This is a genomic window from Mesorhizobium waimense (assembly GCF_003601975.1).
Taxonomy (GTDB): domain Bacteria; phylum Pseudomonadota; class Alphaproteobacteria; order Rhizobiales; family Rhizobiaceae; genus Mesorhizobium; species Mesorhizobium waimense.
Genome location: NZ_QZWZ01000066.1, coordinates 1 through 24523 on the forward strand (window position 1 = coordinate 1; position 24523 = coordinate 24523).

Consider the following 24523-nt stretch of genomic DNA (forward strand, 5'->3'; position numbering starts at 1 on the left):
GGTGCATCCCGCGCTCTCATCCCCAACCAAATCAGATCATCAGCGTCATTCAGCACCACTCCGAGCCGAATTCCGCATCAATTCCCTCTCGGCGCCATCTATACGCGGTTCTCAACCGCCATCGACAATCGGGTCCTGTTCATCAAGCTCATCGCCGGAGACTGGATCGACGCTCACGACAATTTGGCCATCTGCGGCCCATCAGGCGTCGGCAAGAGTTGGTTGGCCTGCGCGCTCGGCCATAAGGCCTGCCGGGATGACCGGTCCGTTCTCTATCAGCGTGTCCCACGACTGTTCGCCAATCTGGCGCTCGCCAGAGGCGACGGTCGTTATGCACGTCTGCAGAGAACCCTCGGACGCGTCCAGTTGCTCATCCTCGATGACTGGGGCTTGGAGCCTCTCAACGACCAGGCCCGGCACGATCTCCTCGAAATCCTCGAGGACCGCTATGGGCGACGCTCCACCATCATCACCAGCCAGCTGCCTGTGTCGGCGTGGCATGACGTCATCGGAAATCCAACCTATGCCGACGCAATCCTGGACCGCCTCATTCATAACGCCCACCGCATCGATCTGACGGGCGAAAGCCTGCGTCGCAAACAAGCGCAAAAAGCTTGACACACGGCACGTACGAAATGACAACAATCACAGCCAGCAAGCCCTAGCCCCAGGGGGCGCAATCATGTCGGAACAAAGGGGCGGCTTCGTCGGAATCGGCATCCATGGCTACCTTGCGCTTCAAGGTCTGACGTTGAAGACCTCGGAGCAAGATAGCGGCCGCGTCGTTGACATCGACCACGATGCGCTCTGAGCTGCGTGCGCTAACCTGGACAACGACTGGCCTCTCAAATCTGCTCAAGCCGCTCATCTCTGCCCCCTAATCCGGTCGTGCGGCAAAAGGCCCCCTCACCTTGTTTGCCGAGCCCGAGCCGAACCGTTCCGCTGCATCGTGAAAGTCGATACAATACGCGATGGCCGCAACAGGGATCGTGTAGAAGGAAGCGGCACCGCCTGCGATCATCCCCGCGCTCAGGCAGGTAATGACGACCTGCGCTGCGCTTGTTGCCCCGCCGAAGAACAGAACCGGAAGTGCGCCCCACCAAGTGCCGAACAGGAAGGCGTTGCGCACCAGGTTTTGCGTTGTGCGGCGAGACACCGACCTTGGTTTGACTGTCTGAAACGAGGATCTTGATCTTAGCCCTACGAAACCAGCCGCGATGATGATGACACTCGCCCAGAGGATGGCTTTTGTTTGGTCGGGCGACCCCCAAACCACCATAACAAAAGTAGCCGCATTGAGTATGTTCGCAACCATGCCAAGAAGCGTGTTGCGAAGCACGATACTGACCTGCTCAGCCCTGATGCGGCAGGCAAGTGGCTCTATCGTCGAGGGCCCGCCAAAAGCCCGCAGATATCCCGCCAGAAGGTCACCGAGATGCGGTCGAGCGTCGCCGTCATGCGCGCGGCAAGCGTCGGCGACTGCAGGCCGGGCCGCACCGCGACCAGGAACCGCAAGCGCTCGGTCAGTGGCACCAGCGCAGACGCAATCACCCATGAGTCCTCGCATGCACGGCCGGTCGGCAACAGCACGCCGTTGTAACCCAGCGTGTCGGCCGCCTTTGCCACTTGTGCCAGGCAGGCAGATCTACTGCCCTGCCGCCTCCAGCAGTGCCGAGATAGCGGCTATCTCCGTGCGTCGGCAAAAACCAAAGCACCTTGATGCGGTCTCGAACGTCGCGGGTCATGTGTCGTCCCGTGCTGCTGATGACAATCCTCGGCGAGACCTGCCACGGCTGCGGACAGCGGTGGCCCATCATGACTACCCCTGGACGCAAAATCGCCGACCAGATTGCTTAGTATACCAATTCCGTGGAATTAGTTTTCCAATTTGCCGGCTGCCCTTGCTGGGCTTGCTTTATCCAGATGAACAAGTGGTTCGCGTTCATGTCGTGACGCCGCGCCACAACCGACACCGGATCACCGGACTCCTGCACCTCAAGCACAATCGCCAGCTTCTGCTCAACCGTCCAGGAGCGGCGCGTCCGCTGTTGGCCCGCACCCGGCGGCAGCGGCAGAGCCGCGGACGAGCTCCCTTCCACCGTCGATGGCTGTTCCATAGCCAGATACTTCATTCGCCAAGCGTCCACTTAATCTAAGCGGACACTATCGCCTCAAGCTACGCGTCAGTAGGCGGCCTCCAGCGTATGCATACGCGAGAGTATCACGTCCGGTTCTGAGAGAGTTGCGCCTTGCAAGCGCGTTGAAGTCTGCCGTCTGAGATGACGGCCGCGGCAAAGCCTAGCGAGCAGCCGCGAACTGAGCCTTGCGTGACGTCCGGTAACGGCCGTTGCGAAGCGTAGACAGGGAGGTTGTAGGCCGGAATGAAGTGAACGGGAAAATAGCCCCGAAATCGAACGTGATCGGAGTAGCCGACCCTGTCTCTCAAAGGGGAAGGCGGAATCGCAACCCGCGTCATCGCGAGCGGGCTGAGGTGCTCCCGGGGTTCGTACCGCCAGCATGCAACCGAAGGCATTGACGTGAACAAGGGAGATCCATCCGGTTCAAGCGCAAGCTTGTAGGACCTGCCAAGCCGATGAGGTGAGAAGGGTCTGATGACCGGGTGGAAGTCAGACTGACTGATAGTACTCGGAGGTCGGGAGAGCCGACTACATGGGGAAGCGGTCAGCGGTAGTTGAATTGTTCTTGGGCGACATGGGCTCCATTCGACGGGAGTCACGGCCTTCTATTCTAAGAGAAGATCAGCTGACCATGGAAACGAAACTTGAACAAATAGCAGTGAAAGCTCGGCGCGAGCCAAATCTTCGCTTCACCTCGTTGGCCCATCACATCACGCGCGACCGAGTGCAAAAGAATCTACTACAGATTCCGAAGCGCTCCGCCGCCGGGGTGGACGGACAGACGGTGGCGGCGGCGAGGGAGAGCTTCGACGGATGGATCGAGCCGATGCTCCAATCCATCCACCGACAGGGATATCGGGCGCCGAACATTCGGCGTGTCTATATCCCCAAGCCCGGTAAGACGGAGAAGCGCCCCCTCGGGGTTCCAACTGTCGCCGACCGGGCGCTCCAGCGCAGCACGGCTGAGGTGTTGTCCGCCATCTACGAGCAGGACTTCTTGCCCTGCTCGTTCGGCGGCAGGCCGAAGCTCAGCGCCCATCACGCCTTGGCGACCCTCAATGAGGTCATCGCCGGCGGCATGATCAGCTGGGTGTTGGAGGCGGATTTGAAGAACTTCTTCGGGAGTCTCGATCATGATTGGGTCCTCCGGTTTGTCGAACATCGAGTCGGTGATCCGCGCCTGATCAGCTTGATCCGGCGCTGGTTGAAAGCGGGCGTCTTGGAAGACGGAGCGGTGCATCCGAGCGAACAAGGAACGCCACAAGGCGGATCGATCAGTGTGCTTTTGAGCAACCTCTACCTTCATTACGTTCTCGACCTCTGGTTCGAACGCGTGGTGAAGGGCCGGTTGCGGGGCGAAGCCCGACTGGTGCGCTATATCGACGACTTTGTGATCTGCTTCCAATATCGATCGGACGCCATGCGCGTACAGGAGGCCTTGCGTCTTCGGTTGGGGAAGTTCGGCCTCACTCTAGAGCCGACCAAGACCAAGTTGGTCGAGTTTGGTCGGTTCGCGCAAAGACACGCGGGCAAACGCGGCAGAAACCGCCCGGAAACAATCTACTTTCTGGGTCTAACGCTCTATTGCACGCGAAACCAAAGAGGCAACTTCAAGGTTGGGATGCGCACCGAGAAATCTCGGCTAAAGCGCAGCCTTATGTCTCTGCAGGAGCTCATGCGGCGAATACGGCATTACAAGATCAGTGACCAGGCCGGTGAAATCAACGTCGTCCTGCGCGGCCACTATGGCTATTACGGCGTCGCCGGAAATCTCCGGAGCCTCGTAAAAGTTTATCGAGCCGTGGAGCGTTACTGGCGCGGAATGCTGCGCAGCCGCAGCTGGGCAGGCCGACGCCTCACTTGGGACGCATTCAACCAAATCAAAGAACGGACACCGTTGCTGAAGCCTAAGCTGCGCCTCCCTTATCGGGAGATGCAGGCGCTTGCAGTGCTGTGAACCAACTGTCGAAGAGCGTCGGTGCGGGAAATCCGCACGCCACGTTCTGTGGGAACCGGGGGCGGGCGACCGCCTCCGGTGACCCGGTCGCGGGGGTGCAACTCCCCCCGCGCCACTCGCCTGGTCATCACCATCGCCGGCAGACAGCACTGGTTGTGGCGAGCGGTCGATCAGGACGGCTGTGTACTTGATGAGATCGTCCAGAACCGGCGCAACACCAAGGCGGCAAAGCGATTGCTGATCCGGCTCCTGAGAAAGCAGGGTCACGCCGAAGCGGATGGTCACCGACAAGCTGCGTTCCTACGGCGCCGCACGCCGCCAGATCATGCCGAACGTCGAACATCGGTCGCACAAAGGTCTCAACAACCGCGCCGAGAATTCGCATGTGCCGTTGCGAAAGCGGGAGCGCATGATGCAGGGGTTCCGATCACCGGGATCGCTGCAACGTTTCGTCTCGATCTTCTCTGCCCTCAGAAATCTCTTCGTCCCACCTCGCATCAAACGCTCGGCAGCTGCCATTCACCTCCACCGCCTCCAGGCCATGGCGGCGTGGAAGACCATGACCGGAACGCTCGCCTGAATTCTGCAGCAGCGGCCTTAATCCGATCTATCTCAGATAACGTGACAAGCCCGCCTGCGGGGCCTATTCCGAATCTTTGCATTTTCACGGCGTCCAGACCAGCATTAGCCATGTCGGAATGCCTTACGATTGCGCGAGATCATAGATGGTCTCCCGATCGAATGGCCAAACAGGCCGAGGGACGAAATTGTAGGAGAAGCGCGTGAGGTCCTGGCTCATCAGACCGGGACTGTCGGCCAAGAAATCGTGTTTAACGATGCCTTGGAACCCTGCACGCCAGTGGTTAAGGGATTTCAGACCTATGATCCGGCATCGAGAGACGTCAATCCCGTGTGACAAGAATATCTCGGGATCTAATGGTTGATATCGGTTAGAAACGACAACAATGTCGATGCCGTCGATCTGTAATCTGGCGGTCTTGCCGACGGAAACCCGCGCCCCTCTGCCCATCGGCTGTTGGATGAGAAAACGCCCATCCGTTAGCGATTTGACATAAGCTGTCGCCGTGATCGGAGCGCCATGCAATTTGTCGGACTTACCACCAAGCGCTACTGCTATGGTTGTGCCAACACCCGCCTGATGCGCTTGCACAACAACTGCTGGGTCACAAATTACCGCAAAACAAGTGTCTCCCAGTTTCGCTTCTAGCATCGCACGCAGAAGGTAAGTTCCGTCTGCCGGGCAGCCGGCGCCGGAACAATCGGCTCCATCTACCAGAACGACCGGCCAATCTTCCGATTTGACAGCGGCCTTAATCGCCTCTTCAGGAGAAAGAGCTTTTGGGCGAATTTCCTCTCGCGCGTTCCACACGAAGCGTGCGACGCGCTTGGCAGCGTCTTTCGCCTTGTCGGCATCTTCGTTGGCCACAACCAGCACCGAAGGACCCGTATCAACCGAATCCGCCCACGGAAAGCCGTGGAGGAAGGTGCAGGTTATTATATCGGGGTCTTCTTCAATTGATCGGCATAGCGCCCAGACATCTGCCGCCCAACCACTCATGGTCGTGGCTGTGACCATTAAAAGGGGCAGTTTCTCAATATGAGTCTTTGGCTTGACGCTACCGTTGAGCAATCGAGGCAGAATGTTGATCGCGTCCTGGCCTCTTTCGTACGCATCGGTGTGGGGATGATTATGAACACAAAATGCAACGTCAACGAAGTTGGAAAGCTGCGGGTTGAGGTTCCCATGCAGATCGAGAGTAACCACAAGCTTAACGTCATAGCCAACCAGTTGACGAATCCTTCGGCAAATATCGACTTCCATATTGCCGACTTTCGTCGCGAGGCCAGCGCCATGGAGATACAAGGCAATTGCGTCAAGCGGCAGGCTCTTCGCGATGGAGGCAAGCAACTCGTCGACAAAGACCAAATAGCTGCTTTCCGACATCGGTCCCGCTGGCTCGGCCGCAGCAAAGATCATCGGGACTACAGTTGCGTTTAAACTTGCAGCGGCATCGAGCATGCCACCCAGATAGGTGCGCACGCCCCAATGGTTATCGATAATCTCGTGTCCGCGTTCAACTTGAAAATCGGATAGCGGCGTTTCGCCGGCGCAAAAGGTATTCGTTTCATGCTCAATTCCGCCGACGGCAATTTTCAAACCCACGATCATATTCCCCTTGTTAGCTGCAAAGCGTACAGTGTCGCAGCCTGGCCATCCCCAAACGAGCGTGCTGAGATTTAACTATGTTGCGACAAGGTCTATTGCGTCAAATGCAATGTCGCGAAGTGTTATTCATGGCAGATATATGACATTTATCCAAATTGGACCTTTCGGCCTCCCGTCTTTCTGGTGCACGGCGTTCTGCCAGCCCGCTGGGGTAATCCGATTTGCAAGAACAGTCGTCAGAATGTGCGGTGCGTGCATTGATCGGACAATCTACCAGCCGGTTAGGCAATGAGAGAAATACGGGCCGCGCACGATACCGAAGCAGCATAGTTTGAAAGGACAGCGAGTGTCGGGACGTTGCAATGGGAGCCAATCCTTGCAATTGCTCGTTTTATCGCGGTGAACTATCGGCAAGGGCTTGTCACGTTATCTGAGATAGATCGGATTAAGGCCGCTGCTGCAGAATTCAGGCGAGCGTTCCGGTCATGGTCTTCCACGCCGCCATGGCCTGGAGGCGGTGGAGGTGAATGGCAGCTGCCGAGCGTTTGATGCGAGGTGGGACGAAGAGATTTCTGAGGGCAGAGAAGATCGAGACGAAACGTTGCAGCGATCCCGGTGATCGGAACCCCTGCATCATGCGCTCCCGCTTTCGCAACGGCACATGCGAATTCTCGGCGCGGTTGTTGAGACCTTTGTGCGACCGATGTTCGACGTTCGGCATGATCTGGCGGCGTGCGGCGCCGTAGGAACGCAGCTTGTCGGTGACCATCCGCTTCGGCGTGACCCTGCTTTCTCAGGAGCCGGATCAGCAATCGCTTTGCCGCCTTGGTGTTGCGCCGGTTCTGGACGATCTCATCAAGTACACAGCCGTCCTGATCGACCGCTCGCCACAACCAGTGCTGTCTGCCGGCGATGGTGATGACCACCTCGTCCAGGTGCCAGATGTCGTTCCGGCTGGGCTGCTTGCGGTGAAGGCGACGCGCGTAGTCGGGCCCGAATTTCTTTCCCCACCGGCGGATCGTCTCGTAGGAAACGACAATGCCGCGCGCCAGCAGCATTTCCTCGACCAAGCGCAGGCTCAGCGGGAACCGAAAATAGAGCCACACCGCATGGGCGATGACCTATGACCTCAGGCGGGAAACGATGGCGCTTGTAGTTGATGGCAGACGCGTTCATGCCAGTGCGTCTATCGCCGCGATACCTGACAAGCAGTTACCGTGACATCGCCTAAATCTCCTTCGTTTCGCTCGACCGCAAGCTGGCAACGAATTTTATCGACCAGCCAGAAGACTTTGTGATACCGATCGCGCCGTGGTGGATCCGCTCTCGAACGCGCCTTCTATCCAACCAATATAAGGCGACTGCGCTATATCAGCGCCCGCGAACGCAATCCTACCATGAGGTCGTTGGATGTCTGGGAGCAATTCGGAGAGCTGGCCTGGGCGCAAGGTAGCCCAGGTACCCTGCGAAAATTCATCCGAAACCCAATCATGGGCAGTGACCTCGATGACTTCAAGACCGGGAACGTAGGCGCGAAGGGCATTCTGCACCGCGTTACGATCGAATATATCGAACTTGCTCCGATCAGCGCCGAAGCAAGTCACGAGAGTGTCGCCGTCAATCTGATACTCGGTCTGGACGTAGCTGAGCGGATTTGCGTGGATTGGGGCAGAGGCGCCAAAAGGTTCGATTTGTCCCCGGACGAGAGCCCATAATTTAAAGTTAAGATTCGGCTGCCGCTCCTCAACCAATCGCTTGGTAGGCATACGAAGCCCGGGTGAAAAATCGATCTGATGCAGCGTGTTGATTGGGACAGCGACGATCGCGGCGCGTGCCTGAATCGAGTCACCCGCCCGAGTTGTAGCCACAATTTGGGTACCATCGTCGACGATCTTCGCAACTGGTGTGCTAAGACGAAACTCTGCACGACTTTCATCAGCGATGGCTTCGATCAGGCTCTTTGTACCTGTCTTGAGCCTCCAACCACCTGCTGAACTGAAGAAGGTCTGCCAATTCCCTATCGCTGAGACGTAGCGTAACAAAGAGGTGATTGACTGCTGTTCAGGGAACGTGGCGATTTCACTGAGGACCGCGCTAGCAAGATCACGCGTCAGTGGATCGGAGATACGTGCGTAACGATCGGCGTACGATTCTCGATCCACCCTCGTGATATCGACTCGGCCCGCTTCATAAGGGTACGGAAACACTTCTTGAGCATCAGCTAGCATTGCCTCGAGGCCAGGCGCCGCGAGCTTGTAGAGGTCCTCTGCCGCGCCAGAGTGGACCTTACCTCCCGCAATCCAGTACCGCTTGTCGCGTCGAAGTGTAGGCGGTGATAACTCTAGCTTATACCTTAGTATTTCACGGAATACATGTGGCTGAGACCATTGAAGATAGGTGCCGCCGAGCTCCAAAGGAACACCATATGTCTGCTCAGTTCGAGTACGCCCTCCGATTCTGTCCCGTCCCTCAAGCACCAGGACCTTGTGCCCATCATGTCGCAGTTCTCGAGCGGCAATAACACCAGCAAAACCTGCACCGATTATAACGACGTCGTATTTCATGGTGACAGTTCCTCATTGAATTAAGCCTTACCCTATTTGCGATGGGCCTACATAACCCCTCGTGCGGGCTATTCGGATGACAATGACTTACTCTGGCCAAGTTGCCTTCGCGCAGTGCATGGCGTCTCTACTCTAAAGTCGGCTTTCCAACTCTCGGCAAATGCGTCGGGCTTCGGGGCCTCAAGTGTTAGCAGACGGATGCCAAGCTTTTCCTGACTTCGATAGCCCCGCAACGAAAACTTTCATACTCGTTTTCCGATAGGTGTTAACGAAATTAAGGTTGGACGCGGCCCGCGATAAGGCCTCACAGCCGAAGTCGATCACCCTTCCGACATAGTCGTCAGTAGTATTTGAAACGATTCAGTTCAATTCAACACGATACAGTTTGCCGCATCCCAAGAAACGGTGACCGGCGTTCCCCCGGCAAGCTGGGCTTGCCCGCGGTTCTGCTGCTTGACAGTAATCGTTTCATCGTCGCAACGAACCGCATAGCGCGTCATCTCGCCTAGAAATAAGGCGTCCTTGACAACTCCATTGAGGACATTCTCGGTGTTGGGGATTACCCCGAGCGGGCCAATATCAACATGCTCTGGCCGCACAAAGAGCCATCCCGCTTCGCCTCCCAATTGTCCAGACAAGCGAGCGACGCCTGAGGTAGCGGCGCCGATGGTAACCTTGCCTGCGCCATTTTCAATGCGATCGACTCGGCAAGGGAGAAGGTTGGATTCTCCGACAAACGACGCGACGAAACGGTCTTGTGGGCTGTAGTAGAGGCTCCTGCTGTCGGCCACCTGAATGAGTCTGCCTTCATTGATGACAGCAACGCGGTCGGACATAGTCAGCGCCTCGTCTTGATCGTGGGTGACAAAGACCACGGTCATATTGAGCTCGTCCTGGATCCGCATGATCTCGATTTTCATATGTTCACGAAGGTTGCGGTCAAGAGCTCCGAGCGGCTCGTCCATGAGCAGGATGCTCGGATTGAAGACGACGGCCCGCGCAAGGGCAATGCGCTGCTGCTGTCCGCCTGAAAGCTGATTTGGGTAGCGGTCACGGTACTCGGTCATTTTGACCAATTGCAATGCGCGCAAGACTTTTTCCTCGGTCTCGGCTCGCCCAATCTTACGAACCGTGAGGGGAAAAGCGACGTTCTCGGCAACTGTCATATGCGGAAAGAGCGCATAATTCTGGAACACCATGCCGATGCCACGCTCGTAGGGTGGCACGTCCACTATGGAGCGAGATCCAAGCAACATGTCGCCACCGCTTGGAGATTCAAAGCCTGCGATCATTTTCAGGGCGGTTGTCTTGCCTGACCCAGAGGGACCTAGAAAGGTTAGGAACTCGCCAGGCTTAACGTAGAGGTCGAAGTCGCGCACGACGTGGAGCGCCCCATACCATTTCTGGATTTTCTTCATCTCAAGGCTGGTCGACATCATTGCATCCGATCATCAATTATTGGCGCTGGCCGAGGTTCGCTTTTCATGCCGTACCCTGATCCACTGAACGGTGAGGATCGATACGATCACGAGCGCAACGATGAAGGTCGAGGCCGTGCTAAGGAGCGGGTTCACCTGGAACTTGATGTCGCCCCAGAACTTCATCGGTAGCGTTGACGTCTGTCGTCCAAGCAGAAAGATGCTGACGAGCAGTTCGTCGAATGAGGTCAAGAAGGCGAGAAGACCCGCGGTAATCAGCGCCGGCTTAAGGATCGGCAACGTTACGAGGCGAAGCACCTGGATGGGGCGCGCGCCGTGAACCGCCGCGGCCCTCTCGAGCGACGGGTCAAATCCACGCAACGCGGCGGACATGACCACGATGACATAGGGCACGGACAATAGAACATGTCCAATTACCAGCCCTATGAAGCTGCCGAGCACGTGAATGCGCGCTTCAAAGACGTAGAGCGAAGTCGCTATTATAACCACAGGCACCATGAGAGGCGACAGCGAAAACAGGAACAGTGCCCTCTTGATAGGGAGCGTCGTGCGGACAAGCCAGAAGGCGCCCATGGTGCCGATGATGGTCGCGAGTAGCGCAGAAGTGAGCCCGAGCTTAGTCGAGAAGAGGAACGATGCCTGCCAGTCCGTTGCATTCGCCAACTTCTCCCACCACTGCAGGGAAAAGCCTGGGGGGGGGAAGACGACGAAAGGGGAGGAGCTGAACGAAAGGACGACAATGACGATCAGGGGCGCCGTAAGAAAGACGAGGACAGCGATCGTATAGACCCAGAGCCAGCGCGATTTGCGAGTCAAAAGCGGCTTAGTGATCGCATGAACAAGCATTTCGAATACGACCAGGACCGGATCAAAAACTTGTTTGGCCCCCTTTAAGGCACGGGTTCTCGCGCTAGGTGGCCGGTTCGAAAGGTCGGCGATTGAGGGAGACCAGATCATTTCTAGAGGAATGAAGAGGCTTGCGAGGAAGAGCGTGCCAATTGTCACCAGCAGGAGCACAATCGACGAGGCATAGCTGAGTTCGAAGTTCAGCAGCGTCGTCATCTGCATCACTATCAGCTGCGATATCATCGTGTCGCTCGGCCCACCGAGAAGGGCCGGCGTGATGTAAAACCCGATAGCAATGATGAAGATCAGAACCCCAGCGGACAAGACGCCCGGAAGCGACATTGGGAAATAAACACGCAGGAATGCCTGGACCGGTTTCGCGCCAAGAATCTGCGCCGCGCGCGCGAAATCATGATCGATCCGCACCATCGACGAATACATCGTGAAGATCGCCATTGGGATGAACACATGTGTCATCCCGATGACGACTGCGAAGGTTGTGTTGAGGAGTGGCAGAGGCTCGCTTACAATGCCGAGCCGAAGAAGTGTGTTGTTGATGATCCCCTCGCGGCCGAGGATTATTATCCACGCATAGGTGCGGATAAGGAAGGCGGTGAACAGCGGGATGAGAATGAATATGGTCACGATCGACAATGCGCGCGGCCTGATCTTCGTGAGCAGATACGCAACCGGGTATGCTGCAACCAGTGAGACCAAGGTCACGATCAACCCAATCCTCAGAGTGTACAACAGGATCTTTAGGTTGGTTTCATTGGTGAGGGTGCGCGCATAGTGCGCAAAATTCAGTTTGGTACCTTCAACGCTGCCCCACAGGATAAAGGATAGCGGAATGACGAGAAAACCGACCAAAAGCAGAACGAGCGGACCGGCAATGACGACGTCCCGAAGCCAAGGCCTTGCTAGGAGCATTTTCATTTGACCTCGCCTCTTGTCCACTGGTGATGCAGCCGAACCAGTGGCCATTCCTGTTGTCAACATCACACTCATACAAATGTCGCTCCTGGTTTTCATCCCATTTTCCTGGAACTGCTCGCGCAGAGCCAAGCCTCCTCTCGCGACGCACCAATCTCTCCCGCAAGCGAGGGCCCGTCTCTCGCGCCCTCATCTTCGCCCGCGTTCCATCAGACCTGCTTACACACATCGGGCCAACGACAATGGCGCTGTGTCATCAGTCACAGAGCTCCACAGTGCCATGCAGCTACCTAGTAGTGGATCGAGTGACGGCCCTGGCGATAATGGCAACGAAGCTGTAATATATGTCGATGCAGAAACCTAGTGCCGCTATCAATTGAGGCGGTCAGCGTGTTGTCACGCCGTTGGTACAATAGCCGCTGCAAGGTCTCCGCGCCTGCAGCGGCACTGGTATCACTGCGACAGCAGAGCCACGCACCGATCTAGCGCAACATCGTAGTTTGTACGGCCATCTGAAACGGCCTTGCCCCACCATTCGTAGTTTTGGAAGACCTGATTCTTGATAATTGCAGGTGAGCCGGGCATTAGATCAGCCAATTCCTTCGGAAGTAGCTTGTACGCATCGCTGTTGATCGGTCCGTAGAATATCCCTTCGGCGAAAGCCGCCTGGGGCTCTGCTCGTGCTATATAAGCTAGATATTTCATTGCGTTCTCCTTGTTGGGAGAATTTTTCGTCACAACCCAATATCCATGCTGGAGCAGCGATTGATCCCACGACATTTCAAGCGGGGCGCCCTGCTTCTTCGCGGCCACAACTCGGCCGTTGTACGTCGAGGCCATATCGACTTCGCCGTCGATAAGGCTCTGAGGGCCATCGGCGCCGGCAACTAGCCAGCGACCCACGTCCGGCATCAACGCTTTGATTTTGGCAAAGGCACGATCCATGTCGAGAGGGTAGAGCTTGTCAGATGGAACACCGTCACCGAGGAGGGCCCCTTCGAGCAAACCGCCGTCAACCATCTTTTCGCATTTCGACAATGCCCGTTTGCCGGGGAACTCCTTGACGTTGTAGAAGTCGACCCAGTTCTTTGGGTGCTTACCGTCCTCCGGAAACTTTTTGGTGTTATAGGCGATAAGAGACGACCACAGATAATCACCGACCCCGAATTCGTTCCTCATTTCGGGCGGTATTTTGGCCGAGGTCTCGCCCGCAAAGTAACTGTAATCTATCTTTTCAAGGGCGTCCTTGGCTACCCAACTCGTTAGCTCACCGCCAGCAATGTCGGCGATATCGTTTGCGGGCTGCCCAATTTTCACTGACGTCAACAACTTTGCATGATCCTCTGGAACCAGCACAACCTTGATACCAGTGTCACGTGTAAATGGATCGTAAAATGCCTTCTTGGCCGCAGCCTCAAAGGTTCCTCCGCCGGTTTCTATAACGACTTCCCCGCTACCTTTGAGCTTCGAAGAAACTTCTTCCGATTGCGCGGCAAGGGTCGTCGACAGCAGGAACGCCATACTGAATGCAAGATTGGTTGTTGTTTTCATCTTCCAATTCCCCTGTTTTTTTGTGATTGGCTCTCATTGGCTGTCCAGGCCGCACGGTTTGAGCCCCTTTACCTGCGGTAACTAATGCCACCAGGCCGATGACCGTCGACTTCTCTTGGAGTCGATTGGAGGTCGATTCGCCGCCGCATAAGCGGCGCAATCGCCGGCTTCACCCGACCAATCAACTCCCATTCAGTTGATGGCCTAGGCCCCACAATCAGCTTCACATTTTGCCACTGCGTTCCTTCGTCGATCGCAAGCTTGGGTTCTCGCTGCGGTAGGTTTCGTTTGCCAATCGTAGGTTTCCATAGATTTCTTAGCTTGGAAAATAGAATTTGATGGCTCTCTAATCCAACCTCGATATATGCCAACCCTCCCTGATTAGGCTGCGGGAGCAGGCGCGCGCTATTCTCCGAAGCGGGTCCGCCGGCCAAGGCATCCGTCTGCTTCAACAAGGAATCATGAACGCAGAACTTTCCCACAACTGCCTTCGCTCGGTTCGTATCGGAACGACTTCTACCGGGCTCCCAAGAGCGTGCAGCCGCGCAAAATCTTGAAATGAAGGCGCACAGCGTCAGCGCGTTGCAGCAGGGGCGCGTTGTGTCCGGTGGCCTTGGCGTCAATCCAAACCAGTCTCGCACTACCAAGCCAAACAGATTGTGGATCTCGTGCTGCCTATTGATGAAAGGCTAGTTCATCAACTCTTCCTCATAGGGAAAAGTGGAAAGCTTTTGGCAGCCGTTGCGAGTCACGAGCACCTGCTCCTCCAGCTTCACGCCTTCAATTCCGTGCTCGGAGCCGATGAAGCTTTCGATGCAGATCGTCATGCCCTCCTCGAGGACGCCGTCGTAGCCATATTGCTTCCAGTCGAAGGCATGAGTGATGTAAGGGTACTCGTCACACATTCCAATCCCGTGCGCGAGACAAGAGTACCGGTGGTACACGAATTCGTCAGGGATCTTCCAAGCTTTTTCTGACAGTTCTTTGAAGCTTAGGCCGGGTCGAACAAGAGCAATATTGTGTGCGACCTCCTCAACTGCATGGTTATACAGCCGACGCTGCTCATCTGTCGGCTTGCCTGGCTTGCAATAGAAGGTTCGGGAGACATCGACAGCATAGCCGAACGGCCCGATCATGTCCGTGTCAAAGGCAACCAATTCTCCTGCACGGATCATTTTGTCGCTGCTGCCCTTTCCCCATGGCAGAATGTTGCCGCCTGAGTTCAGAAGACGTGCTTCGATCCACTCACCTCCATGCGCAATATTGGCGTGATGGAGATGTGCCCACAGCTCGTTTTCGGTCATGCCTGGCCGCAAAGCCTCGCGCATCCGGTTCATGCCCTCCTCACCGACGGTAATCGCCATGCTCATGCATGCAATCTCTTCGTCCGACTTGATGACCCGAGCCAGTTCCAGCGGCTTCTGGGCATTTCCGATTGTGTAGCCCTTCGCCTGGAATGCTGCGACGGTCTCAGGGTCGATGCGGTCGATGGCAATCCGCTTTTCGCTTCCCACCATCTTCTTCAAGACGTCGCAGGCGTCGTTGACCCAAGCCTTTACGAATTCCTCGTTGCGCGGACCGCCTGCAAAGAAGGTAGTCGACAGGGGAGCTCGCACTTCGGCCACTGTTTGGAGCGGACTCGTTTCCTTTTCCAGTTTGTCGAACTCGTAAATCACCGAAAGGCCCTGCGCCGGCAAAATGAGGCAGCGCATCGGGAGATGGAAATTGAGAATGGGGTGACGGCTGGCGCCGGACGCGTACCGGATATTAATCGGATCGAACAGCACGGCTGCTGCGTATCCAGCCTTCGCGAGCTGCTCTTGTGCCCGCTTCATTCGGTAGACTCTCATTTTTGCGAAATCGACCTGGGCTGTATAGTCCTGTAGCTTCATCTGGGGAGTTGATCGCGCGATCCTGAGTGTTTCGTCCGCAGCCATAATCATCCTCTATTGTTATATAGTATTGGCGCGCCTGCGTAACGAAGCCGGTCAGACGGTCAGCCGCATTTTACACATTGAACCGCCCCTGGTTCTATGTCTGTACGCCACCACATTGCGGGCAGTACTGCGATGCGAAAGTAGGCGCCCAGCTGGTTACGAAGGTCTGTTTTCCAGGGTGCCGACTGCCCCCATAAAGGAGCCCTCTTTAATTGATGGATGCGTAACACGCCACAAAAGACAGCCGGAATCCGGAGCGCTAACTTCGGTTAGAGTCTCGCCGAAGAGATTGGTCATCGTGCCAAGCCTTTGGCCCTTGGTTACACGGGCGCCGGGTTCCACTTCGGCGTGGAAGTCTCCGCCAACTGGACAATAAACCCAGAGGTAGTCGTCACACACCGCTTGGGCGTTTCGGATTTCTGACAACGGTGTGCTGATGATGCCGAGAGTGCGGGCAACGTTCAAAACTCCGTCGACGAAAAAGGAGACTGTGTCTTCGGTCGCTAGACCGTTTGCTCCAGCTTCTGGCAGAATGGCGAGTCGACCTTGGCGAGCGAAAGCCGAGGGAGAATATGTCCCTGGCCTGTCGATAAAGCGCGTCGGCAGAGCAAGCACAAACTCCGCGTCGAAGCACATTGCCATCTGCCGCGCCCGGGCACTGAGCTGGGCATCGGGCGCATTTTGAACGATCACGAACTTGGAGACGTTCTCTCGCAAGTTGCCGCCATGCATGTCTATGAGGCAATCTGCGCCATCGCACCATTCGTTCATGATCGCATCGCAAAGGGCTTCGGAAAAAGTCCCGTCCTTCTTGCCGGGAAACGTGTGTTCGATATTTTTGCCATCAAGTGGACAAACGTAATCGGGATACTCAAAGAGCCCTGGCTGGTTGATGAATGGAATAATGGAAACGCTGCCTGCCATAATCTCCGGATCGAACGCTCTTTGAAGCCGCACGGCTGCTTCTATTGCAGACACCTCGTTTGGGTGAATACCCGCGCAGATACAAAGACGCGGACCAGCACTTTTTCCCCGGATCTCGCAAATCTCCCATTTGTAGCCGGCGAGCCGCGGACTATCAAAACGTAGGTGCCCACGAAAAATGCCGGGTTGGCCGTATTCGCAGCTGTTGCTGATTGCGATGACTTCCATTTTACCTATTACTTTCCGATTTGAGCGTTTGCTTACCGAACCGAGCGATGCGGCTGGCAAAGTTGCCACTGCAGGCTCATCCTTCCCTGCAGCGACGTATGATCACTGCGACAGCAGTGCGACGCATTGTTCCATCGCAATTTCATAGTTGGTGCGACCGTCTGGACCGGTCTTGCCCCACCACGGGTAGTTTTGGAACAGCTGCTTCTTAATAAGATCCGGCGCACCGGGTAGATTTTCGGCAAGTTGCTTAGGAAGCAGCTTGAACGCGTCCTGATTGACAGGGCCGTATTGGATCGCCTCGGCAAAAACCGCTTGCGGTCCTGGGCGAGAGATATAGGCCAGGAACTTGAACGCGTTTTCCTTGTTAGGTGAGCCTTTCATGACCACCCAGTAGTCATACTGAAGCAAGGACTGCTCCCACGAGAACGCAACAGGTGCGCCCTGCTCCTTGGCAGCCGCCATTCGCCCATTATAGGTCGAGGCCATATCGGCCTCCCCGTCGATAAGGCTTTGGGGCCCATCTGCGCCAGCGACCAGCCAGCGACCCACATCTGGCATAAGCGCCTTGATTTTGGCGAAGGCCCGATCCATGTCCATCGGATACACTTGGTCAACCGGCACGCCATCGCCCATCAGAGCCCCTTCGAGTAGGCCGCTCTCAACCATCTTTTCGCATTTCGATAGTGCCCGCTTTCCCGGAAACTCCTTGACGTTATAGAAGTCGACCCAATTTTTAGGATGCTTGCCATCCTCCGGAAACTTTTTGGTGTTGTAGCCGATAACAGCCGAATAGGTGAAATTGCCCAACCCGAAATCGTTTCTAAGTGGCTCTGGTATGGCGGCAAGGGTCTCCTTGGCGAAGTAGCTGTAGTCTATTTTTTCAGCACCACCCTTGGCGATCCAACTCGCAAGCTGACCGCCGGCCAGGTCGGCGATGTCATTTGCGGGCTGACCAAGCTGCACCGACGCCAACAGCTTTGCGTGATCCTCGGCAACCAGCACAACTTTGATGCCGGTGTCTCGCGTAAAAGGATCGAAAAAGGCCTTCTTCTCGGCCGCCTCCAAGGTCCCTCCGCTCGATTCTATGACGACTTCGCCAGTACCTTTAAGGTTGTCAGGGATGTCCTGCGATTGCGCGGCACAAGGCCACGCTGCAACCAGCAGTCCTGCACTTAATGCAAAACATGTAGTCGGCCCATTCATGATCTTTCCCCTGTTTTCGTGTTAGTTTGTCGTTGTCTCTTATCGATGCCGCACGTTGGCGTTTGGTGCATATGGGGCGTTACTTGCAGCTACTTAGGAAACCATGACAGCAAAAAGCGACCGGACCAGTCATGCGAACTGTATCGCCTTGCAGTAGTTCGATATCCAGCTTTCCGCCCGGAAGATGAACAGCGATTTTCTTGGAAGTGACGAGGCCCCGTTTGAGCGCTGCATAAGAAGCAACGCACGCGCCGGTTCCACATGCCCTGGTGAGTTTACCTGGTCTTTCCCAAACGACGAGCCGAAGTGTTTGTCCGTCAAGGACCTGCGCTACGCCAACGTTAGCACCCTCTGGGAACAGGTCGGCGTTCTGCACCGCAGGCGCATAGCGACCCATGTCGACGCTGTCGAGCTGGTTTACAAAGAAGATAGCATGCGGATTGCCGATGTAGAGGGCGGCGCCATCCGACAACGGTCCGCTTTCGATAGGCAGGTGAAGTGTATCAACCTCTCGCAACAATGGAATCTTGCGCCAATCCATGCTGATCGGTCCAAGCGTGATGCTGACCTCCATTGACCCAGCTCTGCGGCAGTGGACGACGCCTCCTGCCAACTCCAACAACACCTCATCTCTCCCGGATTCCTCAAGCAGTAGATAGGCCATGCAGCGCGTGGCGTTGCCACATGCTCCAACCTCTCTGCCGTCGATATTGAATATCCGCATTGCCGCGTAGGCGCCGGAGCGCAGCCCCTCGTCCGAGGCCCGTTCAATGGTCAGCAGCTGCTCGCCGCCGACGCCGACGCTGGTGCTGCATATGCGCACGATTTCTTCAGTATCTAGAGGCTTGCTCCCGTCTCGACGGTCGAGAATAACAAAATAGTTCTCGAGGCCGTGCATCTTGATGAATGGCCACTGCTCTGGCAATCCGATTGGCGAAGGGAGCGAGAGAAGATGTGTGTGTATCATGGGCCAATCAACCAACCTTTGTGGATAGCGTCCGCCCCAAGGCAGCGTGAAGCAATTGCCACCGCGTTCCTTCCTCGGACGCAAGGCAGCCGCGCGTCTCCTTTTCCAACCGGAGATTTCCATGGATATCTTAGTTTGGAAAATAGAATTTCGCGGCCCTTTAATCCAATCTGGATATATGAAAGGGCTTCGATCAGGTTACGTTTGCAACCGGCTCACTGCCGTTTCGAGCGCGTGCCATAGCGATCCGGCAAACGAGCGCGCCCCCATCACAGCGACATGAGTTTCGTTCCGACGGATCACAAAACAGCTCATGTCCTCGAGACCGGTACGTGTCGCGCGGCCAAGTTCAAAATCGGCGAGATCGATGTTCACGAGCTTCGACAACAGTTCCTCGAGAGGCGCCCTACCCGACCGCGAAACGATCTCGAACACGATCCAGCCATCGGTCTGCTCGGTTACCGTACAATCGGGCGAGGCCTGCTTCAGATCAGCAGCGAAATTCTCCTCGGCACGGCCCTCGGCTTCGATCATCCATTGATCCGGGCCGACCCAGAAGGCCGCCACACCCTGCCCTGCCACCCAGCGGCCCGGCTCGGGAAGATGAAGGCCAAAGGGCGCTGGCCTTATCGAACCGCGGCGAAGCGCCAGAGAGGCAAGCGCCAGCTCCGGATTCTCCCGGATGTCCAGTGCCTCAAAGGATGCCAGGCGGGGCTGTGCGGCGCCGAGCGCCGTGAAGGCGGTAAGGTCAGTCACGCAGCCGTGCTCCTTCTGGATCGACGAAGTGTGCCGGCACGATGCGCAGGCGTTCGCTTTCGCCTTCGACCGGGTTCGCGGCGACGATCACCTCGCCTATGCGTTGGTCGCCGTTTTCCAGAAAGCCGAGCCCAATCATCGATCCGACATGCGGGCTGTAGCAGGCCGATGTGATCCAGCCCTGATCGGTGTCCAGATTTTGCGGTGCGCCCACGGTGAAGAGGTGTGACCCGGCAACAACCTTGCCCGCACGCTCGACGGGCTGCAGACCCACAATACGGCGGATATCACCCGCCAGTCCCTCACGTCGCGACATGACCGCGCCGATGGCGTCCTTTTTCTGCGACACCATCTTGCCCAACCCCAGCATGGCGGCCGTGCTCTGGCCATTCAGCTCGGAACCACCGACGTGGCCCTTTTCGACGCGCAGCACGGATAGCGCCTCAACGCCGTAAGGCGTCGCTCCCAGATCGGCTCCCGCTTGCATAAGCCGTTCCATCAGCGCATGGCCGTAGCGGGCCGGGACCGCGATTTCGAAGGCGAGTTCACCGGAGAAGGAGATCCGGAATAGCCGTGCACGCAACCCGCCGCAAACGACCAGTTCCGCGCAGGCCATAAAGGGAAAGGCGTCGTTAGACAGGTCGAACCCATCCACGATGCGGGTAAGCAAGGCGCGCGATTTTGGTCCGGCGACGGCGATCTGCGCCCAGGCGTCCGTCGTGGAGATGACCTGCACGTCGAGTTCCGGCCAAAGGCATTGGCGTGCAAACTCCATGTTGCGGTAGACCAGCCCGGCGTTGGCGGTTGTCGTGGTGACCACGTAGTGGTCCTCAGCCAGCCGAGCGCAGGTGCCGTCGTCATAGGCAAAGCCGTCTTCGCGCAGCATCAGCCCATAGCGGACCCGACCGACTTTCAGCGTGTCCATCACGTTGCTGTAGAGCCGGTTGAGAAATTCGCCTGCATCCGCGCCTTGCACGTCGACCTTGCCGAGTGTCGAGACGTCGCACAGGCCCACGGCGCTGCGCACTGCCTTGGTCTCACGGTCAACGCTCTGGCGCCAATGCGTTTCGCTCTGGCGGGGGAAATACTCGGCGCGCATCCACTGGCCGGTCTCGACGAAAACGGCGCCTTGCGCTTCAGCCCAGTTGTGTGTTGGTGTCAGGCGGCGCGGGCGGAAATGAGGCCCCGTATCGCCTCCGCCCAGAACCGAGATCGTCACTGGAGTGTAGGGAGGACGGAAAATCGTCGTTCCAGTTTCCGGAATTGATTTCCCGGTCAGCTCCGCCATCACGGCCAGCCCGGTCACGTTGGAGGTTTTGCCCTGGTCCGTCGCCATCCCCAGCGTCGTATAGCGTTTTAGATGCTCTACCGGGCGCATGTTCTCGGCATGGGCGATCTTTAGGTCCTTCACCGTCACGTCGTTCTGAAAATCGACCCAGGCGCGCTTTTTGCCCGCCACGTGGAAAATGGGCGCGACCCCGTAGCCGGACTCCTCCGACTGCGGCAGCACCGGCGGCGCTGCCGCAATCGCGAGTTCGGTCAGCGCACGCAGAGCCGCCTCGGCGCCGGAGCGAAGTGTCTGGGCAGTGGAAAAGTGGCCCGCCGCCGCACCCACAGGAAGCAATCCCGCGGGGCCATCGGCGCCCGGCAGGAACGCCTGCAGCGCTTCATTCCAAACCGGCCGACCGCGATGATGGGAGGTCAGATGCACATTCGGGTTCCAGCCGCCCGAAACACCTAGCGAACCGCACTCGATCCATTCGCGGCGGCCGTTCGTGGAAACCTCGATTGCTCTGAGGCCCAGCCGCCCGCGCGAACCCGTTACCATGCCACCAGCAATCACGCGATAATCGCCTCGGGCTCTCGCCTCACGACGCGCGTCTATAACGGCCGCGACATGCACACCCTTGGCTGCGAGGTCGCGGGCGGTGCGATGACCGTCATCGTTGTTGGTGAAGACCGCGATCGTCTTGGACGGGCAGGCCGCCCAGCGATTGGCGTAAGCCCGCATTGCGCCCGCCAACATGATCCCCGGACGGTCATTGTCGGCAAAGGCGATGGGTCGTTCCGTGGCACCCGACGCCAATATCGCGCGTTTGGCAGTGATGCGCCACAGCGTCTGACGGACCTTGTCGCCTGGCTCCGCAAGGTGATCGGAAACCCGTTCCACGGCACCGTAGATTCCGTGATCAAAGACGCCGAACACGGTGGTACGACGCATCACGCGCACGTTCGGCAGGCTCTCAAATTCGGTCTCCAACGCGGAGATCCAATCAGTAGCCGGCGCCCCGTCCAGTGTTTCCGTCTCGGCCAAGAGTCTGCCGCCCAAACGGAAATCCTCATCGGCCAGGATCACGCGTGCACCAGAGCGCGCTGCTGTCAGTACGGCCGCAAGCCCGGCCGGGCCCCCGCCGATGACAAGGACGTCGCAATGCAAGAACCCCTTGTCATAGGCATCGGGATCAGCCTGCATGGACAAGCTTCCGAGACCCGCGGCTTTACGGATCGCAGGCTCGTAAAGCATTTCCCAGAAGGCTTTGGGCCACATAAAGGTCTTGTAGTAAAACCCGGCCGTAAAGAATGGCGACAGCAAATCATTGACCGCTAAGGCATCGAAGCCCAGTGACGGCCAGCGGTTCTGGCTTCGCGCCACAAGCCCTTCGAACAACTCCGCAACGGTGGCGCGCGTATTCGGCTCCTGACGGGCGCCCGAGCGCAACTCCACCAAAGCGTTCGGCTCCTCGGAGCCGGCAGAGAACACGCCACGCGGACGATGATATTTGAAGCTGCGGCCCATCAGGCGCACGCCATTGGCCAAGAGCGCCGAGGCAAGCGTGTCGCCCGGATAGCCGTGGTACTGTTTGCCGTCGAAGGTAAAGTTCAGGGTTTGCGAGCGGTCGACCAGCCCGCCGGAGAGCCGCGTCATTCACCACCCCTTTTCCGCGCGAGCGCGAAATCGCGAGCCAGCTCCGCACCGAGGATGTCATGGGTGATTGTGCTGCGCGTGACCACCAGGCAGGAACGGTCACCCTGTTCGTGGAACCACAGCTCGCGATGCACGCCCGCCGGGTTGTCGCGCAGGAAGACGTAATCGCAAAAAGCGGCCTCGGCATCCGGCCCAGTCGGGTCCGGACGGTCGACGAGCCGAACATCGCCGAGATATGTGAATTCTCGCGCATCGCGCGAACCCAGAATTGGATGGGGAATTAGCATTAGGGTGTCCTCAATGCAGGTTGGGGTGCGCCCCGGTGCCGGTTTCATCAATTACATATCCGCGTGAGAACCGATCGAGTCGGTAAGCGCGCGCGGTCTCATGAGGGGAGCCGGTCGCAAGAAGATGGGCGAAAGAGTAACCGCTGGCTGGGGTCGCCTTGAATCCACCAATGCACCAGCCGCCGTTGAAAAAGAGGCCTTCGATGTTCGTGCGATCAATGATCGGTGAGCCGTCCATCGACATATCCATCAGGCCGCCCCACATCCGCAGCAGTCGCGCACGTCCGATCATCGGCATCAGCGCCAAGCCGCATTCAGCCGCATGCTCGACCACCGGAAGGTTGCCCCGCTGGGCGTAGGAATTATAGCCGTCGATATCGCCACCGAAGACCAGGCCGCCCTTGTCCGACTGGCTGATGTAGAAATGTCCCGCCCCGAAGGTGATGACGCCAGGAAGTATGGGCTTTAAGCCTTCCGAGACGTAGGCCTGCAAAACATGGCTCTCCATTGGAAGCCGCATCCCCGCCATCGCCATCACCCGGCCCGAAGAGCCCGCCACTGCAACGCCAACCTTACCGGCACCAATATAGCCCCGCGAGGTCTCGACACCCCGGATCTTGCCATCGACAATCCGGAAACCTGTCACCTCGCAGTTCTGGATCAGGTCCACACCACGCAGGTCGGCGCCACGGGCGTATCCCCACGCCACGCCATCGTGCCGCGCCGTTCCCCCGCGCGGCTGCAATAAAGCGCCACGGATTGGAAATCGCGCATTGTCGAAGTTCAGAAAGGGAACCATCGCGCGCAAATCTTCACGGCTCAACAGACGCGCGTCGGCCCCGGCGAGGATCACCGCGTTTGCGCGACGTCGAAATGAATCGTGCTGCGAATCCGAGTGAAAAAGGTTGATAACTCCGCGTTGAGAGACCATCGCGTTGAAGTTGAGTTCCTGCTCCAGTCCTTCCCAGAGTTTCATCGAAAATTCGTAGAATGGCTCGTTGCCGGGAAGCAGATAATTTGAACGGATAATGGTCGTGTTGCGGCCAATATTCCCCGATCCCAACCAGCCCTTCTCCAGCACAGCGATACGGGACTGCCCGAACGTCTTGGCCAGATAGTAAGCGGTCGCTAGACCGTGACCGCCTCCCCCGACGACCACATAATCATAGTCTGATTTGGGCTCCGGATTACGCCAAAGAGGGCGCCATCCAGTGTTCCCTTTGAGCGCTTCGGCAAATACGCGGAAGCCTGAGAATTTCATTCCTGAAGTCCTTTTTCGAACATACTTCGAATTGGTGGCAGTCAAGCGAATGGAGTGCATAGCCCACGTCAAGTGCAGGCCGACCACGGGCACTTCCCGGTCTTTAATTGGCTTTCCGGTTCTCTCAACCCGATTGAGTTATTCGTTGGTTATGCCGGGCGTGCGGGATGTTGGCCGACCTATAGCGATGCTTGGCAGCCTCAAGCCGCCCAGAAACGATGGTGCCGAGTTCCCGCGAGTTATTGGAACCGGTCCTGAAGTACGTCATCTTTGCTGGCGAACCGACGTTTCCTCGACTGCGACCGCTCCTATCGTGGACCCTTTTGGTATGGTTGGATGCGTCATGCGCCAGAGCAGGAAACCTGTCTCCGGGGCGGCGACTTCTGCCAGCGTCTCGCCGAAGAGATCGCTAATC

Annotated in this window: 18 protein-coding genes and 3 pseudogenes; 4 read left to right on the forward strand and 17 right to left on the reverse strand. The window is 57.3% G+C overall.

Going from position 1 to position 24523, the window contains the following annotated elements:
- On the forward strand, positions 1-618 hold a 618-nt coding region (gene istB, locus D3227_RS36730; RefSeq protein WP_245452087.1), incomplete at its 5' end, for an IS21-like element helper ATPase IstB.
- A gap of 64 nt (positions 619-682) precedes the next feature.
- Positions 683-811 carry a hypothetical protein gene (locus D3227_RS43940; protein ID WP_281035035.1) on the forward strand — a complete coding sequence of 43 codons (129 nt, stop codon included), beginning with the start codon at positions 683-685 and terminating at the stop codon, positions 809-811.
- Positions 812-877: 66 nt separating this feature from the next.
- Here the strand turns inward: D3227_RS43940 and D3227_RS36740 are convergent, their stop codons facing one another.
- From D3227_RS36740 to D3227_RS36750, 3 genes and pseudogenes are all read right to left on the reverse strand, one after another.
- The gene (locus tag D3227_RS36740) at positions 878-1339 is read right to left on the reverse strand and encodes a hypothetical protein (RefSeq protein ID WP_245452088.1); all 462 of its coding nucleotides are present in this window, start codon (positions 1337-1339) and stop codon (positions 878-880) included.
- 92 nt (positions 1340-1431) lie between these two features.
- A pseudogene (locus D3227_RS36745) lies at positions 1432-1745 on the reverse strand (LLM class flavin-dependent oxidoreductase); the annotation flags it as partial.
- 108 nt (positions 1746-1853) lie between these two features.
- Positions 1854-2132: a transposase gene (locus D3227_RS36750; protein WP_120019009.1), complete on the reverse strand. Its 279-nt coding sequence runs from the start codon at positions 2130-2132 to the stop codon at positions 1854-1856.
- Positions 2133-2769: 637 nt separating this feature from the next.
- Between D3227_RS36750 and ltrA the strand changes: the two genes are divergently transcribed.
- Positions 2770-4095 carry a group II intron reverse transcriptase/maturase gene (gene ltrA / locus D3227_RS36755; protein WP_245452089.1) on the forward strand — a complete coding sequence of 442 codons (1326 nt, stop codon included), beginning with the start codon at positions 2770-2772 and terminating at the stop codon, positions 4093-4095.
- A 120-nt stretch (positions 4096-4215) separates the two neighbouring features.
- A pseudogene (locus D3227_RS36760) lies at positions 4216-4675 on the forward strand (IS6 family transposase); the annotation flags it as partial.
- A gap of 123 nt (positions 4676-4798) precedes the next feature.
- Here the strand turns inward: D3227_RS36760 and D3227_RS36765 are convergent.
- From D3227_RS36765 to D3227_RS36830, 14 genes and pseudogenes are all read right to left on the reverse strand, one after another.
- Positions 4799-6280, reverse strand: a complete 1482-nt coding sequence (locus tag D3227_RS36765) for a M81 family metallopeptidase (protein ID WP_167481023.1) — start codon at positions 6278-6280, stop codon at positions 4799-4801.
- A gap of 469 nt (positions 6281-6749) precedes the next feature.
- Positions 6750-7459, reverse strand: a pseudogene (locus tag D3227_RS36770) (IS6 family transposase).
- Between the two features lie 95 nt (positions 7460-7554).
- Positions 7555-8847 (reverse strand): flavin monoamine oxidase family protein, encoded by a 1293-nt coding sequence (locus tag D3227_RS36775; RefSeq protein ID WP_120019011.1) that lies wholly within the window; start codon positions 8845-8847, stop codon positions 7555-7557.
- Positions 8848-9212: 365 nt separating this feature from the next.
- Positions 9213-10283 (reverse strand): ABC transporter ATP-binding protein, encoded by a 1071-nt coding sequence (locus D3227_RS36780; protein WP_120019021.1) that lies wholly within the window; start codon positions 10281-10283, stop codon positions 9213-9215.
- Between the two features lie 15 nt (positions 10284-10298).
- Positions 10299-12197: an ABC transporter permease subunit gene (locus tag D3227_RS36785; RefSeq protein ID WP_245452090.1), complete on the reverse strand. Its 1899-nt coding sequence runs from the start codon at positions 12195-12197 to the stop codon at positions 10299-10301.
- A 321-nt stretch (positions 12198-12518) separates the two neighbouring features.
- Positions 12519-13616, reverse strand: coding sequence for an ABC transporter substrate-binding protein (locus D3227_RS36790; protein WP_120019012.1), 1098 nt, complete (start codon positions 13614-13616; stop codon positions 12519-12521).
- 689 nt (positions 13617-14305) lie between these two features.
- Positions 14306-15553, reverse strand: a complete 1248-nt coding sequence (locus D3227_RS36795; protein ID WP_167481024.1) for a M24 family metallopeptidase — start codon at positions 15551-15553, stop codon at positions 14306-14308.
- A 156-nt stretch (positions 15554-15709) separates the two neighbouring features.
- Complete coding sequence (locus D3227_RS36800; protein WP_120019014.1) at positions 15710-16705, reverse strand: succinylglutamate desuccinylase/aspartoacylase family protein; 996 nt, start codon at positions 16703-16705, stop codon at positions 15710-15712.
- A gap of 102 nt (positions 16706-16807) precedes the next feature.
- Positions 16808-17911, reverse strand: a complete 1104-nt coding sequence (locus D3227_RS36805) for an ABC transporter substrate-binding protein (RefSeq protein WP_120019015.1) — start codon at positions 17909-17911, stop codon at positions 16808-16810.
- Between the two features lie 79 nt (positions 17912-17990).
- Positions 17991-19001, reverse strand: a complete 1011-nt coding sequence (gene dapF / locus D3227_RS36810) for a diaminopimelate epimerase (protein WP_245452091.1) — start codon at positions 18999-19001, stop codon at positions 17991-17993.
- Positions 19002-19076: 75 nt separating this feature from the next.
- Positions 19077-19634 (reverse strand): sarcosine oxidase subunit gamma, encoded by a 558-nt coding sequence (locus tag D3227_RS36815; RefSeq protein WP_120019016.1) that lies wholly within the window; start codon positions 19632-19634, stop codon positions 19077-19079.
- The gene (locus D3227_RS36820; RefSeq protein ID WP_120019017.1) at positions 19627-22560 is read right to left on the reverse strand and encodes a sarcosine oxidase subunit alpha family protein; all 2934 of its coding nucleotides are present in this window, start codon (positions 22558-22560) and stop codon (positions 19627-19629) included. Before D3227_RS36820 ends, D3227_RS36815 begins: the two co-directional genes overlap by 8 nt.
- The gene (locus D3227_RS36825) at positions 22557-22847 is read right to left on the reverse strand and encodes a sarcosine oxidase subunit delta (protein WP_120019018.1); all 291 of its coding nucleotides are present in this window, start codon (positions 22845-22847) and stop codon (positions 22557-22559) included. Before D3227_RS36825 ends, D3227_RS36820 begins: the two co-directional genes overlap by 4 nt.
- A gap of 10 nt (positions 22848-22857) precedes the next feature.
- The gene (locus D3227_RS36830; RefSeq protein WP_120019019.1) at positions 22858-24108 is read right to left on the reverse strand and encodes a sarcosine oxidase subunit beta family protein; all 1251 of its coding nucleotides are present in this window, start codon (positions 24106-24108) and stop codon (positions 22858-22860) included.
- Between the last annotated feature and the right edge of the window lie 415 nt (positions 24109-24523).

Bases quoted from the DNA above. Each gene is read 5' to 3' on its own strand.
- D3227_RS43940 (WP_281035035.1), top strand. From the start codon at position 683: ATGTCGGAACAAAGGGGCGGCTTCGTCGGAATCGGCATCCATGGCTAC.
- D3227_RS36750 (WP_120019009.1), bottom strand. From the start codon at position 2,132: ATGAAGTATCTGGCTATGGAACAGCCATCGACGGTGGAAGGGAGCTCG.
- ltrA (WP_245452089.1), top strand. From the start codon at position 2,770: ATGGAAACGAAACTTGAACAAATAGCAGTGAAAGCTCGGCGCGAGCCA.
- D3227_RS36775 (WP_120019011.1), bottom strand. From the start codon at position 8,847: ATGAAATACGACGTCGTTATAATCGGTGCAGGTTTTGCTGGTGTTATT.
- D3227_RS36780 (WP_120019021.1), bottom strand. From the start codon at position 10,283: ATGTCGACCAGCCTTGAGATGAAGAAAATCCAGAAATGGTATGGGGCG.
- D3227_RS36790 (WP_120019012.1), bottom strand. From the start codon at position 13,616: ATGAAAACAACAACCAATCTTGCATTCAGTATGGCGTTCCTGCTGTCG.
- D3227_RS36795 (WP_167481024.1), bottom strand. From the start codon at position 15,553: ATGGCTGCGGACGAAACACTCAGGATCGCGCGATCAACTCCCCAGATG.
- D3227_RS36800 (WP_120019014.1), bottom strand. From the start codon at position 16,705: ATGGAAGTCATCGCAATCAGCAACAGCTGCGAATACGGCCAACCCGGC.
- D3227_RS36805 (WP_120019015.1), bottom strand. From the start codon at position 17,911: ATGAATGGGCCGACTACATGTTTTGCATTAAGTGCAGGACTGCTGGTT.
- dapF (WP_245452091.1), bottom strand. From the start codon at position 19,001: ATGGAAATCTCCGGTTGGAAAAGGAGACGCGCGGCTGCCTTGCGTCCG.
- D3227_RS36820 (WP_120019017.1), bottom strand. From the start codon at position 22,560: ATGACGCGGCTCTCCGGCGGGCTGGTCGACCGCTCGCAAACCCTGAAC.
- D3227_RS36825 (WP_120019018.1), bottom strand. From the start codon at position 22,847: ATGCTAATTCCCCATCCAATTCTGGGTTCGCGCGATGCGCGAGAATTC.
- D3227_RS36830 (WP_120019019.1), bottom strand. From the start codon at position 24,108: ATGAAATTCTCAGGCTTCCGCGTATTTGCCGAAGCGCTCAAAGGGAAC.